A 14,498-nucleotide genomic window follows, 5' to 3' on the forward strand; every position below is an offset into this window, starting at 1 on the left:
GTCCTATCCATACCATTACGCGAGGAGATCAGAATGAAAATAAGACACACTCCCGGAATGCTACATAAAACCTGCACAGGATCAGCGGCCCTCATGATGTTGATGGCCGCCGGGCTGGCAACGGAAACCCTGGCTCAGGGCTCATCCAACCACTCTTCACCGACCTACGCCGCCGATGTTGCCAGCATCATCAATGAAAACTGCGTGGTATGCCACCGCGAAGGTGGTATTGCGCCCATGCAGTTGACCAACTATGAACAGGTACGCCCATGGGCGCCATTGATCCAGGACCGGGTTGTCAATCGCAAGATGCCGCCCTATTCCTACGATCATGGCATCGGCATCCAGGATCTGCAGGGCGACTGGCGTCTGTCTCAGGACGACATTGATACCATCGTCGCCTGGGTCAGTCAGGGCTCTCCTTCCGGTAACCTGAACGAGATACCTCCGATGCCTGATCTGCCGGATCTGGCAGAATGGAACTTCGCCCCACAATTTGGTCAGCCCGATATCGTGCTGGCATCCAACGCCATTGATGTGCCGGCCAGCGGCAATGATCTGTGGGACATCCATTTTGTGCAAAGCGGATTGACTTCAGACCGCTGCATCAAAGCCGTTCAAGTGAAGCCCCGCGGCGATGCCAAATCTGTGGTGCACCATGCAAACACCTATTTTGCTGACGTAGACGAGGACGGTAACGTTTCCCGTAGCCCGCTGACCGAGTACGCCATGGGCAAATGGGGTGAGATCATCCCCGAGGGCGTCTGCCGCACTGCCGCCGCTGGCAGGCTGGTGCAATGGGACATCCATATGTATCCCGGCGGCCTCGGTGGCGCTGCGCCAGGCACCATGATTGAGGACAATGTCGTTGAACTGGGCATCTGGCTGCATGACGAAGATTACCAGGCTGACATCAAGCAGGATCTGTCATCGTATCAGCTGAACCAGGGAGAGCTGCTGATTCCGCCCCACGGCAAGATCATGACGCAGGGTTTCCACACATTTGACCACCCGGTGCGAATCGACAGCTTCCAACCTCATGGCCACTTACGCATGAACGCTGCCACGCTGGAGATTTTTTATCCCGAAACCGGTCGGACAGAAGTCGTCAGTTCGATTTCCGACTGGAGCGCGACCTGGCATCACAGTCACTTGTTCGACTCTGATGCTGCGCCGCTGGTGCCCGCCGGGGCCGTCCTTGTTATCAAGCAGTGGTATGACAATACCGCCGACAACCCCAACAACCCTGATCCCCGTCAGTGGGTTGCCTGGGGTCAGCGCACTGCCGATGAGATGACGCATGCCTGGATCGCCGTTTCTCACCTTGATGATGAAACCTATCAGGAGTTGCTGGCCGAGCGCGAAGCCGGCTCTGTGGCGGTCAATTGAATCTGGGCTGACGCTACCAACAGCGAATACTAATAATAAGACTGGAGAACATGTACATGCGAGTGATGAGTTCCCTTGTGATTCGAGCGGCACTGGTGCTGCTGGTAAATGGTTTGATGATCACCAGCATCAGTGCGCAATCTGGTGACAGGTTGTTACGACCGGCGCCCGGCGCTGGCACACCGGTCATTCCATTTATGGAGGGCTGGTACGGCAACGAGGATGGATCGGTAACCCTGTCGTTCGGCTACCAAAACCGCAATCGGGAGCCGGTCCGTATCCCAGCCGGGGCCAACAATCGCATCGAACCGCAAGGCCTGGGTGACATGCAGCCAGAGTTCTTTTTGCCCGGGCGGCACCACGGTGTCTTCGCCGTCACCATCCCCGCCGACATGGACGGGACAACCGTCTGGTGGCACCTGATCTCCGAAGGTGAAGAACTCAAAGTACCCGGCGAGCGCGGCTCCACAGCCTACGAACTGGACCGTAACCCGCGCCCACAGGGAAGCGTGCAGCCACTGGTCGGTTTCAGCGAGAGCGGCCCGGTCGGCGTAGGTCCGGAAGGCATCGTCTCAGAGCAGGTCGTGGAAGCGTCGATAGATGAGCCTGTCACGTTAGAGGTCTGGACCAATGATCCGTCCAAGCACGACCCGTCGGATCCGCGTTATGCCAAACCACTGGACTCCCGGGTGTCATGGTACTTGCACCAAGGGCCTGGTGAGGTAGATTTTATCGCGCATGAGTCGATGCCATTCCTCGACACGCGGCCGGCCACACCGCTCAGCCGTAACGCGCCACCGCAGCATGCCGTGGCCGTCAAAGAAAGCGTAGGACCTGCGCGGGTGACCGCCTCGTTTTCAGAACCGGGCGAGTACCTGATTCGCGCTCGTCTCGATAACTGGGAAGCGTCCGACAGTGATGCCCTGGACCAGTGCTGCTGGAGCAATGCCTATCAACGTGTCCGTGTCATTGAATGATATGCGGGGTTTCCGCCATGACCAGAAAACCACTGAGACTTTTTAAACCAGCCCTGGCGCTATTGCTGGGCATCTCGGTGTCGACCGGCGCCCTGGCTCAGGCCAACCTGGAGAGCAGCGTTGAGAGTCAGCACTCCGAACTCGCCCGCCTCTACCACGCTTTCACCGTCACTCATGCCGCCGCGCTGGATACCATCGCCAGGGCCAACCTCGATCCCCAGTTTGCTCAAGCGCGAGCAGACATGCGTCAGCATCTGGAACAAATGCAGACCCGGGAAAACTCGCAATCGATGTCTCACGGCATGATGCACAGTTCAGGCGACAGCAATTCACACGACATGGACATGAGCATGGAAGGCCCCTACCGGGAGCTGGATGTAAAGGCGCGTGTCAACATGGGCCGACAGGTGCGTGCCGATCATACTGACGCGGCCGCCGCCGAGGCCTACGACAATGTTGCGTCCCTGCCCCGCCACGCCGCAATGGTGCTGGCTGCGGGCCGGCAGTTCGAAGAAGCGTTGTGGAGCCTCTGGGCCGACCCGGTCACGAGCGTTGACGACAAGGTGAAGGCAACCCAGACAGTTATCGAAGACTATCGATCCGCCGACGAAAGGCACGCCGTCTCTGTGCAGCCCAAGCCGGTCGCGCTGTATCTCGACCACGCCTACACCGGCAGCCTGCAGAGCGCCTACCCACGCCTCAGTGGCCTGCTCTGGTCCAATCAGTGGCTGCAACTGGCGTCTCTGGAAGCCATCATCCGTGGCCAGGTAGACCCTCAGTTCGCCGGTCGTGTCGATGACACGCTGGAGCGCTACAACAACAAACTGGGTTCAGACAGCGGCATGAGCATGTTTCCCGCCCCCGTGGAGATGCCCACCGTACCGACGATCGCGCCGACCCTGTACACCCTGGCGCCTGAGGCCTCGATCATCGTCGACAACCTGAACATGCTGGATGCGGCCATTGCCGATATCATCGCCTACCCCGGCCTGGATGCGAATACTCGCGAGCACGCAATCCTGGATAAAGTGGCGCAGTTTACCGACGACGACACCGCCACGGACAACATGAGCTACCTGCTATCAGCCCTGCGCGGCGGCATCTACAACCAGGGTGGCCCTGCCATTGGCGAACTCATGGGCTCCGAGCGCAACCGCTCCCGCGACGCTATGGGCATGCAGCATCATATGAGTATGTCCGGGCCGAATTGAGGAATGGGGTGTGGGCAATTAAGTCAGAGACTTATTCCCTAATTCACAATATCACGCTCAACATTAATTGAATTTAGCTCCAGCTCTTGTGTCCGGCGATTACACGATTTTTATCGAGTTTACGGGCACCAGAAGAATAGAACGTTAGTTGTCGTGAGTCCATTCTGAATATAATGAAATAACAAAGGGTGAAAGCAATGAAAAAACCCTCTCTGATTTCCGTGCTCATTGGCTGCGCTTTACTCTCTTTCACGAATTTGACTTCGGCTCAGGAACAGCGGCCATTCAGGTTTTTCTTCAATGCATCAGGCCTAAACCCTTCCGCCAGCGGTGTAGCATCGGTGGACCTGGAGTTAAAACAACTGCTAGGTTCAGTTGAGTTCATGTCCATGGAACTGGAACGTGACCGGAACAACCGATACGAAGCGGAAGAATTGATACCGCGGGAAAGCGAGTACTTCATGATTTCGGGCTATTGGGAAGCAGCTGATTCTGACTATCGGCTATATCTGCCAATCCAATTGGTCCATAACTCCACTTATCCAGGCCCTGACATCAGAGAATTGACCAAGACTGAGAGATTTGTAAACGCCAATGATGCTTTTTTTGTCTCATTGCATATGAGAGCGAGAGATGCATTCGAGGCTGGAAATACTCCACTCGCCTTGCTATTTCTGGAAAAACTTTACGTTCATGAGCTGGTTGAGTTAAGCAATGGAAACAGTGCAGCGTTGTCTTATTTCCATACATATGAAGATTCGATAACTCGCCCGGAAAACTTGCCGTACACCCTCACAGTCTGGGATAACATCTACAACAGTTCGAAAGAAAACATCGATCTGGTAATGACATATGCCAATTTCCTGGCAAATCTGGGCAACAAAAACATCGACGGTTTACCTCTATTTGGATCCAACCTAGGGAATTATAGAAAAAACCGCCTTCACAGCCTTGCTGAACAGAATCTCAATGGATTGTTTACGAACTATGTCAGCATTGCATACCAGCTATTCGATTCACGACAATTTACTGACTGTGTATCCATGAGCTCAAAGCTACTTGAAGAACTAACAAGAGCAGATGACTATCATGCCACAGTAAAAGCAAATGATGACTGGCAGACTAGTTTGACGAGATACCTTCTAATCGGATCAAGCTGCCTGCATCGCGAGTTCGAACTGTCACGCGGGATCGTTGATGGCTCGATGATGTTAGATGATCGGTTTCGAAACTTTATACAACAAGATCCAGATACGCGGAAATTTGCAGAGTTGTATGTGTCTATCGTCGAAGCGTTCAGCCTGGACTATCTGGATGGCGTCTCAGATACTGCTAAGGACGTGAAGAAATATTACATGGCTTACACAGGAACCTGATATGAAATCTTCCCCAATATCATTTGTCTTCATTATGACCAATGTGATAACCGCAATACTGGCCCTGTGCATTATCGCTGTGCCAATATTCATGCATGCTTTTGACGGTACTTATCAATTACCAAACGTGATCAAGGAATGGGGTGGAGTCGTGGTTGGTTACTACTTCGGCAGCTCGTTAACTCTTTTTGTGAAGTATTTTGAGTCTGAAAGCAAATCATCAAAACCAGAGCCTGGAACTTAAGTGGTTTCACGCACACTGTGAATTTGAGCGTGGCTGGGTGGTCGACGCCGGCAGGTAACTACCACTGTAAACCGCCCTACCTGGCCATTGGCTGGAACCGCCAATAGGTCAGTGATCGCCATAACCATTCCAGCGGTCCAAAACGAAAATGCCTCAGCCACATTGGCGAAACAAGAAGTTGCAGTATCCAGATGCCAAACACAATGACGATCTGCCCGCTGCGATCAATCTGCCCGAACTGCCCCAGGCCATGTCCATAAAAAATGAAACCGCAGATAAGTGTGTGCATGATGTAATTGCTGAATGCCATACGGCCGACGGCTGCCAGACGTTGTGTCAGCCAGTTCATCCTGTTGTGCTTTAGCAGGAGTATCAGCGAGGCCATATAGGCCATACTGACCAGTATGCTGGCCCAGTAGTTGAACTGCGAGCCGAGGAACATCGACACTGGCCCCCACGCGTTGGCGAAGTTCCACTGAATGCCGATCATGATTATTGGCAACCCCAATAAAACACCAACGGCCAGAAAGCGCCAGTAAACCCTGTTGTCAGCGCGCGCAGAAAGAATGCCGAGTTTGTAAAGCGCCATACCCAACAGCATCATGCCAGCCGCGCGCCAGAATCCCCAGATCAGGTATACAAAGGTGTGCATCTCGAGTGTGACTGGCACACGGTTTGACATCTGCTGTGACCAGCCGCCCTGGTAAGCTGCAATTTCTTCCGCCAGTTGCGCGGCCGGTGGGTTCCAGCTCGGCTGGATCGCCTCTACGAGTACTTCCTCAGGCAATGACGGTAGCGCAAATCCAGTCAACAGATAGACAATCGACGATATCGACAGAAATACGATGCCCACGATGATCAATCGTCGCGGACGCCAGTTACGCAATGGGTAAAGCGCAAACGCGCAGATAGCATAAAGAAACAGGACATCGCCATACCACAACAGATAGGCGTGGGCAGCACCAAACAGCAACAACCAGAAATTGCGTCGGTAGTGATAGCCCACCGCTGACTTGCCCTGTGCCGTGGCGCGTTCGGTAAACAGGATGATGCCCGCGCCAAACAGCATGGAAAACAGAGCCATCTTTTTCTGGTCGGTGAACACGTGACTCAGGTACCACACCGCACCATCCACCCCTGACAGCGTCCCCCAGACAGTCGGATTGAGGTAGGTGGCGGAAGGCATGGCAAAGATCTGTATGTTCATGACCAGTATGCCGAGCACAGCAAATCCGCGCAGCACGTCCAGAGAATTGATGCGATCGCTGGTGGGCGAAGCGAGAGGCGCAACCATAGTTAAGGTCCTGTGTGTTTATGTGCAAACAGTCGCGATAAAGACAGTAGCGATCACTGAACAGCAAGGACGCCATAAGAATCTAAAGGTCATCAATTTAAGCCTTTAAGTCCCGGTTCCATTTATAACTCATATATCTGGACAAGTCAGCCGGTGGCGGGGCTACAGAATGTAGGGCGTATTGGAGCTAGTGCTGAGCATTCTGTTTAGGGATAAGAATGGTGCCCGGGACCGGAATCGAACCGGTACGGAGTTTCCCCCGAGGGATTTTAAGTCCCTTGCGTCTACCAATTTCGCCACCCGGGCATGGGAGGCTGTCTATCTAGTTAGGTGCCAGCTCAGAGGCTGCCCCTTGCGGCCGTTCCCGGACGTCCTGTCCTCCACGGCATTCGTGCATCCTGCACTTCATCTACCAATTTCGCCACCCGGGCATGGGAGGCTGTCTATCTAGTTAGGTGCCAGCTCAGAGGCTGCCCCTTGCGGCCGTTCCCGGACGTCCTGTCCTCCACGGCATTCGTGCATCCTGCACTTCATCTACCAATTTCGCCACCCGGGCATGGGAGGCTGTCTATCTAGTTAGGTGCCAGCTCAGACGCTGCCCCTTGCGGCCGTTCCCGGACGTCCTGTCCTCCACGGCATTCGTGCATCCTGCACTTCATCTACCAATTTCGCCACCCGGGCATGGGAGGCTGTCTATCTAGTTGGGTGTCGACTCGCCAATTCAGCACCAGCAGGATGGGTGCCTTTTTGCGAAGCTGCGCATTATATAGCAATCACTTGCCTAAACCTAGTTACGAACCGGCACACGGGACCACTGCCCCGGCTCGCGCGACCACAACAGCATCAATCCGCAAGAACCTCCTGATCCGACTGGTTGACGTCCTCATTGGGGGGGGCCAGCCAGGCGTCCAGAGTGGATTGATCGTCAGGCAGCATCAGAGGTATGGATTTGGGGTGGATTGCCTGCAGCCAGCGTTGGTTGTCGGGCGATGGCGGGTTCGGGGTATTGCGCAAGTCAAGATAAAACAAACGTCCGGATACAGGGTGACGCCCAGATACTGCAGCAGCGTCATGACTTCGGGACTGTCAATTACGTTGAAGCGGCCGCACATGGGCTCCTCCGGGATGGGTGACATGCTCTGGTTCCGCTGTCGCTGGACAATCAGCGGGACCGGCGCTACCTTTGGACTTTGAATCGTATTAGCAAACGCCAGAGAAACGCGAAACAATGACAACTCCTCCGCCCGATGGCCTGATTGTCGTCGCCAAGGCAGACTGCCCGACCTGTCGCCTGGTCGAACCGCTGCTGACTGAGCTGGCCGATGCCGGCCCGCTGCAGGTGTATGTGCAGGATGACAGCGACTATGCCGCTGCCCTGCCGGACACGCGCTACGATGACACCCTGGAACACTCCTGGCGGCTGGAGACCGAATTTGTGCCGACACTGATCCGAATGGAGCAGGGCCGGGAGGTGTCACGTACCTACGGCTGGGACAAGGCAGAGTGGCGCGCCATCAGTGGCCTGAGTGGACTGGGCGAGGCGCTGCCGGTGATGCGGCCCGGATGCGGCTCCAAAACCCTGGAGCCCGGCATTGCCGAGCGACTGGAACTGGCCTTCGGCGATGTGCAGCTGAAGTCGCGAGGAATCGACGTCAGCGCCGAAGATGATGCCATCGAGGCCTGTTATGCCCGCGGCTGGAGCGATGGCCTGCCGGTGGTGCCGCCGACGCCGGTGCGGGTGCTGCGCATGCTCAAGGGTACGACCCGCGATCCGCAAGAAGTGGTCGGCCTGATGCCGCCGGATCTGGTGTCCTGCACCGTCGAGAAGGTCGCCATCAATGCGGTCATGGCGGGCTGCAAACCGGAGTATATGCCGGTGCTGCTGGCCGCGCTGGAAGCATCATTAGAAGACGACTTCGGTCTACATGGACTGATCTGTACCACCATGTTTGGCAGCCCGTTGATCATGGTCAATGGCCCCATTGCCAAAGCCATCGGCATGAATTCCGGCAACAATGCCCTGGGTCAGGGCAACCGCGCCAATGCCACCATCGGGCGGGCCCTGCAACTGATCATCCGTAATGTTGGCGGTGGGCGTCCGGGCGAGATTGACCGGGCGGCGCTGGGCAACCCGGGCAAATATACCTTCTGCTTTGCCGAAGCCGAAGACAGTGACTGGCTGCCGTTGGCGCAGGAACGCGGCATTGCTGACGGCCGTTCTGCCGTGACCGTGTTTCCCGGCGAAGGTGTGCAGGGCATTATTGACCAAAAATCCCGCGACCCGGAGTCGCTGGCCCGTTCCATGGCAGAGTCGCTGCGCGCTGTGGATAACGTCAAGCTGGCCATGGCCGGTGATGCCGTACTGGTGGTCTCCCCCGAGCATGCACGCATATTTATCGAAGCGGGTTGGTCCAAGCAGCGTTTGCGCGAGACCCTGGAGCAGTTGCTGATGGCGCCCGGCGAGTCACTGCTGGCCGGTGCCGGGGGCATTGCCGAAGGTATTCCGACACGTTTCAAAGACAAGCAGGTGCCCAAATTCCGGCCGGGCGGTCTGCTGATCGTCCGCGCCGGTGGCACTGCCGGGCTGTTTTCTGCGATTATCGCTGGCTGGGCCGCATCCGGCCCGGTTGGTTCTGCACCTGTGACACGCGAAATCAAACAAGAGGCTACATGAGAGGTCATAATATGAACGATAGTATTCTGCTGGACCCGACGGCGGAAACCGCCCCGGCGCAGCGGGCACGACTGGCCAGGCCCGGCAGCCTGGATGGCAAGGTGGTCGGCCTGCTGGATATCTCCAAGCCGCGCGGCAATGTGTTCCTGGATCGTATTGAGGAGCAGCTGGCGGCACTGGGCATCACCGTCAACCGCTACAGCAAACCGACCTTCACCCGCCCTGCCCCCACTGCCCTGAAACAGCAGATGGCGGCAGAAGTGGATGTGCTGGTGGAAGGACTGGCTGACTGAGGATCGTGTACGTCGTGCTGTATGCATGACATAGCCGATCTGGAGTCACGACAGATTCCGGGAGTTGGAGTTGCCTCTAGCGAGTTTATTGATGCGGCGGCAGCACAGTCCAGAACGCTGGGTTTCGACCCGGCGATGGTTTTTGTGCCGCACCCGATCCAGAACCGCACTGATGCGGAAATGTGTACCCTGGCCGACGAGGCTTTGGGGGATATTCTGCGGCTGCTCGGTCACGATCAGGGCGTTGCCGCTCAGCCGCCAGAAGACGACACCTGACGCCTGCAACGCCACAGCGATACCGGGGCGTATGTTGTGAGCAGTACTCACGGCGGGCGCCCGCCGGCGGTCGACAAGGCACTGGCCTGGCCGGGCGTGCAGGCACTGATTGATTGCCATGGCCGCAACCTGGTGCTGGACGCACTGCGCGCCGGGTTGCAACAGTGGCGCGAGGGTCACATCGGCGATGAACAGACCCTGGTCGCCGAGGTACAGGCCAGCATTGAACAGGTGCTGGCGCCCGCTTTTAAACCGGTCTTTAACCTGACCGGCACCGTCATTCACACCAATCTGGGACGTGCGCCCCTGCCACCGGAAGCCATCAACGCCATCGCCGCGGTGGCCAGTGGCGCCAGTAACCTGGAGTATGACCTGCACAGCGGCCAGCGTGGCGACCGCGATGCCCATGTCGAGGACTGGATCTGCCGGCTGACCGGCGCTGAAGCCGCGACGGTGGTCAACAACAATGCTGCAGCGGTGCTGCTGGTCCTTAATGCCCTGGCGCTGCGCCGGGAAGTGATTGTCTCGCGCGGTGAATTGATTGAAATTGGCGGCTCCTTCCGCCTGCCGGATATCATGGCACGTGCTGGCTGCAAACTGCATGAAGTCGGCAGCACCAATCGCACCCATGGCCATGATTACGCCGATGCCATCAGCTCGCGCACGGCGCTGCTGCTCAAGGCGCATACCAGCAACTATGTGGTGCAGGGGTTCACCCGCAGCCTCAGTGAAGCCGAGCTGGCAACCATCGCACATCAACATGACCTGCCGCTGGTGGTCGATCTGGGCAGCGGCTCGCTTATTGATATGCAGCGCCTGGGTTTGCCGTTTGAACCGGTGGTGCGTGAGGTCCTGGCCCAGGGCGTTGACGTGGTGACCTTCAGTGGCGACAAATTATTGGGTGGACCGCAGGCCGGTATTATTGCCGGACGCGCAGACCTCATTTCGCGAATTCGAAAAAGCCCGTTAAAACGCGCACTGCGCTGCGACAAACTGACACTGGCCGCGCTGTCCGCGGTGCTGCGCCTGTATGCCAACCCGGACACGTTGGCTCAGCGCATCCCCGCCCTGCGTCTGCTGAGCCGATCGCAAACAGATATCGAGCAGACTGTCGCGGCACTGCTGACGCCATTAACAAGCTGGGCTGGCGACCCTATTGCTGTTGATGCCTGCGAGGTACTCAGTCAGATTGGGTCCGGCTCGCAGCCGCTGGACCGGCTGCCCAGTGCCGCACTGCGCCTGCGCAGCCAACACACCAATAAACGCGCCCGCAGTCGGCAATTACGCGAACTGGCCAGACAATTGCGACAACTGCCGGTGCCGGTGATTGGCCGTATTGCCGATGACAGCCTGCTATTGGATTGCCGTTGTGTCGAGGAGCCGCAAGCCCTGGCAACGCAGTGGCTGAATCATCGTTTTAATGCGGAGCCGCTGGCGTGATCATTGCCACCGCCGGGCATGTGGACCATGGCAAGACCACGCTGATCAAGGCGCTGACCGGCAAAAACACGGATCAGCTTGCCGAGGAGCAACGCCGCGGCCTCACCATCGATCTGGGTTTCGCCTGGCGGCATGACAGCGAAGCTGGCACGCTCGGATTCGTGGACGTGCCAGGTCATGCGCGGTTCATTCGCACCATGCTGGCCGGTCTGGCGGGCGTGGATGCAGCGCTGCTAGTGATCGCTGCGGACACCGGTCCGATGCCACAAACCCGTGAACATCTGGCGTTGCTGGAACTGCTGGGTATTCACCGTGGCATTGTGGTGATGACTGCGATGGATCGGGCCGATGCCGGGCAGCAGGCTGATTGCCGGGCAGCTATTCGATCATTGCTGCAACACAGTTCGCTGGCCGGCTCACCGCTGATTGCCGTGGACTCAATCAGCGGTCAGGGACTGGACGAGTTGCTGGCCGCGATCCGTACACTGGCTGCGAATACGCCAGCCCGCCGTGTTGAAGGCCATGCCCGCTTTCTGATTGATCGACGCTTTACCGTACCCGGTGCGGGTTGTGTGGTAACCGGCACTTTGTTGAACGGTCGCCTGAGCGTGGCGCAGCAGACACCACTGCAATTGGCACCTGTGAACAGCAGCGTGCGGTTGCGTGGCATCCAGATTGACGGCCAGGCAGCGACCGGGATTGTCAGTGGCCAGCGCGCTGCCCTGAACCTGACCGGGGAGTTGGACAACGAGCATCCGCAGCGTGGCGACTGGCTGCTGGCAGCGGAGCCTGATCACAACAATCGGCCCCTTATCAGTCAGCGCCTGGATGTCCATCTGCGCATACTGCCTGAAAAAATTATCCATCGTGGCACCTTACAGATACTGACCGGCGCCACTGCCGTCAGCGGCCGCCTGGTGTGGCTGGAAGCGCCTGCGGCAGGTAAAGCTCCTGCAGCGGGTAAAGCGCCTGCGGCAGATAAAGAGCCTGCGGCAGATAAAGCGCCTGCGGCAGATAAAGAGCCAGCGGCGGGTTTGGCACAACTACTTTTGGACAAACCCGTGCATGTCATGGCCGGCGACGCCGTCATTGTGCGGGAACCGGCGGCCAATATCACCCTGGGCGGCGGCCGGGTGCTGGACCCCCAGGGACGTCAGCGTGGTCGCAGCAGACCCGAAGCGCTGGCGCGACTGAGTGAGCTGAGCACGGTGAGTTCTGCTACCGTTGCGCTGGCGGTGGAGCTGAACCATCAGCAGGAAATTGATCTGACGGCCTTCGCCGGACGCTGGAACCTGACGGCGCCGGAACTGGATGAGCTGCTGACGCAACACTCGGTGGTCAGGCTGGGACAACAGGGGCTGAGTCACGCGCACTATGCCGCCGCCCAGGCGATCATCCTGCAATGTGTGCAACAGGCTCATGATGAGCATCCCGAACAATTGGGCATCCATCCGCAGTTGCTGCTGCGCGCCGCAGCGACAGGACTTTCCCGGCAGACAGCTAAACGGCTGGTCGACCAGCTGGTTTCGGAACATCGCCTGCACCGACATGGCGTGGTGCTCGCCCTGCCCGATCATCAGGCAGTGCTGCCGGCTCAAGATGAAGCGCTGTATCTTCGAGTGCGCGAGGCACTGGCCAATGCCGGATTGCGTCCACCGATTGTCGGTGAACTGGGTGCATTACTGGGACTTGAACGTGACGCCATGCTGGCCTTCATGCACCGCCTGCAGGGCTGGGGCTATGTGCTGCCGGTGGCGCCCAACCGGTTCTATCTGCCCAAGCAACTGGATGATCTGGCCGCGGTGGCACAGGCGTTGTGTGAAGAAGGCACCGACGGCGGGTTTTCGGCAGCGGACTACCGGGATCGCTCGGACATTGGCCGAAATCTGACCATCAGGGTGCTGGAGTATCTGGACCGCGTCGGCATTACCGTGTACCGGAACGAGCGGCGCTATATGCGTGTGGGCTGGCGATGCACGGTCGCCGACAAAAACAGGTAAACTGCCTGGTGCACGACAGATCATGGAAGGACATCGTCCCCGGTGGGGCGCCCGGACTTCAACTCCGGTGAGATGCGCAACGCGCGTCTGGTGGGTTCGACTCCCATGTCCTTCCGCCAACAGTCCTTCCGCCAAACCAACAGAAAATGCCTGCGATAGGCAAGCTAATGTTAATCAGGGAAAAAATGGAGGCTGGGGTCGGAATCGAACCGGCGTACGCGGAGTTGCAGTCCGTAGTCCCTAGATACCTCTATTTCCTTTCCCTTCAATAACTTAATGCTGTTTCCGGCCTTACAAATTCGCCCACTTTCCAGCGAAGTCGCGCATTATATATCAATAACTTGCAAAACTATAGTTGCGGTTTTACATTGCGGTGGCGGTTTTTCCATTTGCTCATAGAGGCGCTATGCGACATCTACATTGGATATTCTTAGGCCTTTACGCAGCTGCGTTAAGCCTTCCCGTAATAGCCGACACTAACAGCCCAAGCACAGCAACGCTCGGCATGTGGGCTTCATGGGCAGCTGTTGTGGCGACCGCCGCAGGTGTATTGGTTGCCGCCGTGGCAGCCTATTATTTGCGTAAGACCCTTCGGGAAACACAGGAAGGCACACGCCTTATGCGAGAACAGCTCTGGTCCAATAGAGCATATTTAGCCTGCATAGATATCAAATGCAATTATCACGGTACTTACTCGTCAGAGGATGGTTCAGACGCCTCTGTAACACTGATATCCGAATGGGTCAATTTCGGACTCTCCCCCGCTAACGCAGTCACCTTTGGTTTCCACGTCTTCTCGCAAGGAAACGTATATCCAGCAGAGGTAGAAGCCAGTTTCGATAAAATTCCATCGGGGGCCATAATCGGGCAAGGGGAGAAGAAACCGCTTGAGCAAAGAATTATTATTCCGCTGATCAATCTATCAGTGGAGCCCGATATCAAAAATTATGTACCGATGGTAGTTATTCTGTGGGCAAAGTATCAGGATATTCACAAACGTCAATTTCAAGTTCAGCAGGGAGTCTCTGTACGCTTTCAATCTAACCTTTTTAGCGGTGCATTGGAGAGGGTAACAGTGGAGCCAGACGACCCATCAAACGTAGAGACCACCCTTCAACTCCCAGCATAGAGCTGAGAATGGAAATTAAAGAAATTAGTATCTTCTCCCTCCTCCATAGACCAATCACTCAGCGACATGAGGTAAAATTGAGTCAGCCGGATTTATATTTGGAAATTTTTGAGCAAAATCCGAATAAACCAGCCATCTCTGATCGCCCAAGAGCGCATGCAAAACAAGCAAACGCATCAAATTTCGATTGAGGCT

At 56.9% G+C, this 14,498-nt stretch carries 12 protein-coding genes and 2 tRNA genes; 12 read left to right on the top strand and 2 right to left on the bottom strand.

Annotated features, from left to right (window positions below):
- The first annotated feature begins 93 nt into the window (after positions 1-93).
- The 5 genes from PHACT_RS12410 (at position 94) to PHACT_RS12430 (ending at position 5,197) form a co-directional block, all read left to right on the top strand.
- Positions 94-1,389, top strand: a complete 1,296-nt coding sequence (locus tag PHACT_RS12410; protein WP_070118513.1) for a c-type cytochrome — start codon at positions 94-96, stop codon at positions 1,387-1,389.
- 56 nt (positions 1,390-1,445) lie between these two features.
- A complete protein-coding gene (locus tag PHACT_RS12415) occupies positions 1,446-2,366 on the top strand; it encodes a hypothetical protein (RefSeq protein WP_070118515.1) in 921 nt (306 codons plus the stop codon).
- A 17-nt stretch (positions 2,367-2,383) separates the two neighbouring features.
- On the top strand, positions 2,384-3,577 hold the full coding sequence (locus PHACT_RS12420; protein WP_139141574.1) for a hypothetical protein: 1,194 nt from the start codon (positions 2,384-2,386) through the stop codon (positions 3,575-3,577).
- Between the two features lie 197 nt (positions 3,578-3,774).
- The gene (locus PHACT_RS12425) at positions 3,775-4,953 is read left to right on the top strand and encodes a hypothetical protein (RefSeq protein ID WP_070118519.1); all 1,179 of its coding nucleotides are present in this window, start codon (positions 3,775-3,777) and stop codon (positions 4,951-4,953) included.
- A gap of 1 nt (position 4,954) precedes the next feature.
- Positions 4,955-5,197 (top strand): hypothetical protein, encoded by a 243-nt coding sequence (locus PHACT_RS12430; RefSeq protein WP_070118521.1) that lies wholly within the window; start codon positions 4,955-4,957, stop codon positions 5,195-5,197.
- A gap of 76 nt (positions 5,198-5,273) precedes the next feature.
- Here PHACT_RS12430 and PHACT_RS12435 read toward each other — a convergent pair whose 3' ends face one another.
- Both PHACT_RS12435 and PHACT_RS12440 read right to left on the bottom strand, forming a co-directional pair.
- Positions 5,274-6,491, bottom strand: coding sequence for a DUF418 domain-containing protein (locus tag PHACT_RS12435; RefSeq protein WP_070118523.1), 1,218 nt, complete (start codon positions 6,489-6,491; stop codon positions 5,274-5,276).
- A gap of 219 nt (positions 6,492-6,710) precedes the next feature.
- Positions 6,711-6,797, bottom strand: a tRNA-Leu gene (locus tag PHACT_RS12440).
- Positions 6,798-7,719: 922 nt separating this feature from the next.
- Here PHACT_RS12440 and PHACT_RS12450 point away from each other — a divergent pair.
- From PHACT_RS12450 to PHACT_RS16265, 7 genes are all read left to right on the top strand, one after another.
- A complete protein-coding gene (locus PHACT_RS12450; protein ID WP_070118527.1) occupies positions 7,720-9,165 on the top strand; it encodes a thioredoxin domain-containing protein in 1,446 nt (481 codons plus the stop codon).
- 11 nt (positions 9,166-9,176) lie between these two features.
- Positions 9,177-9,734, top strand: coding sequence for a UGSC family (seleno)protein (locus PHACT_RS16635; RefSeq protein WP_281201748.1), 558 nt, complete (start codon positions 9,177-9,179; stop codon positions 9,732-9,734).
- A gap of 36 nt (positions 9,735-9,770) precedes the next feature.
- A complete protein-coding gene (gene selA, locus PHACT_RS12465; protein WP_070118531.1) occupies positions 9,771-11,174 on the top strand; it encodes an L-seryl-tRNA(Sec) selenium transferase in 1,404 nt (467 codons plus the stop codon).
- Positions 11,171-13,174 carry a selenocysteine-specific translation elongation factor gene (selB, locus tag PHACT_RS12470; protein ID WP_070118533.1) on the top strand — a complete coding sequence of 668 codons (2,004 nt, stop codon included), beginning with the start codon at positions 11,171-11,173 and terminating at the stop codon, positions 13,172-13,174. The genes selA and selB overlap by 4 nt, the downstream gene beginning before the upstream one ends.
- 24 nt (positions 13,175-13,198) lie before the next feature.
- A tRNA-Sec gene (locus tag PHACT_RS16365) sits at positions 13,199-13,293 on the top strand.
- 386 nt (positions 13,294-13,679) lie between these two features.
- Complete coding sequence (locus PHACT_RS12475) at positions 13,680-14,303, top strand: hypothetical protein (protein WP_070118537.1); 624 nt, start codon at positions 13,680-13,682, stop codon at positions 14,301-14,303.
- Between the two features lie 8 nt (positions 14,304-14,311).
- Positions 14,312-14,494 (top strand): hypothetical protein, encoded by a 183-nt coding sequence (locus PHACT_RS16265; protein ID WP_139141575.1) that lies wholly within the window; start codon positions 14,312-14,314, stop codon positions 14,492-14,494.
- The last annotated feature ends 4 nt before the right edge of the window (positions 14,495-14,498 follow it).

The sequence above is a fragment of the Pseudohongiella acticola genome (assembly GCF_001758195.1).
GTDB classification, from domain to species: Bacteria; Pseudomonadota; Gammaproteobacteria; order Pseudomonadales; family Pseudohongiellaceae; genus Pseudohongiella; species Pseudohongiella acticola.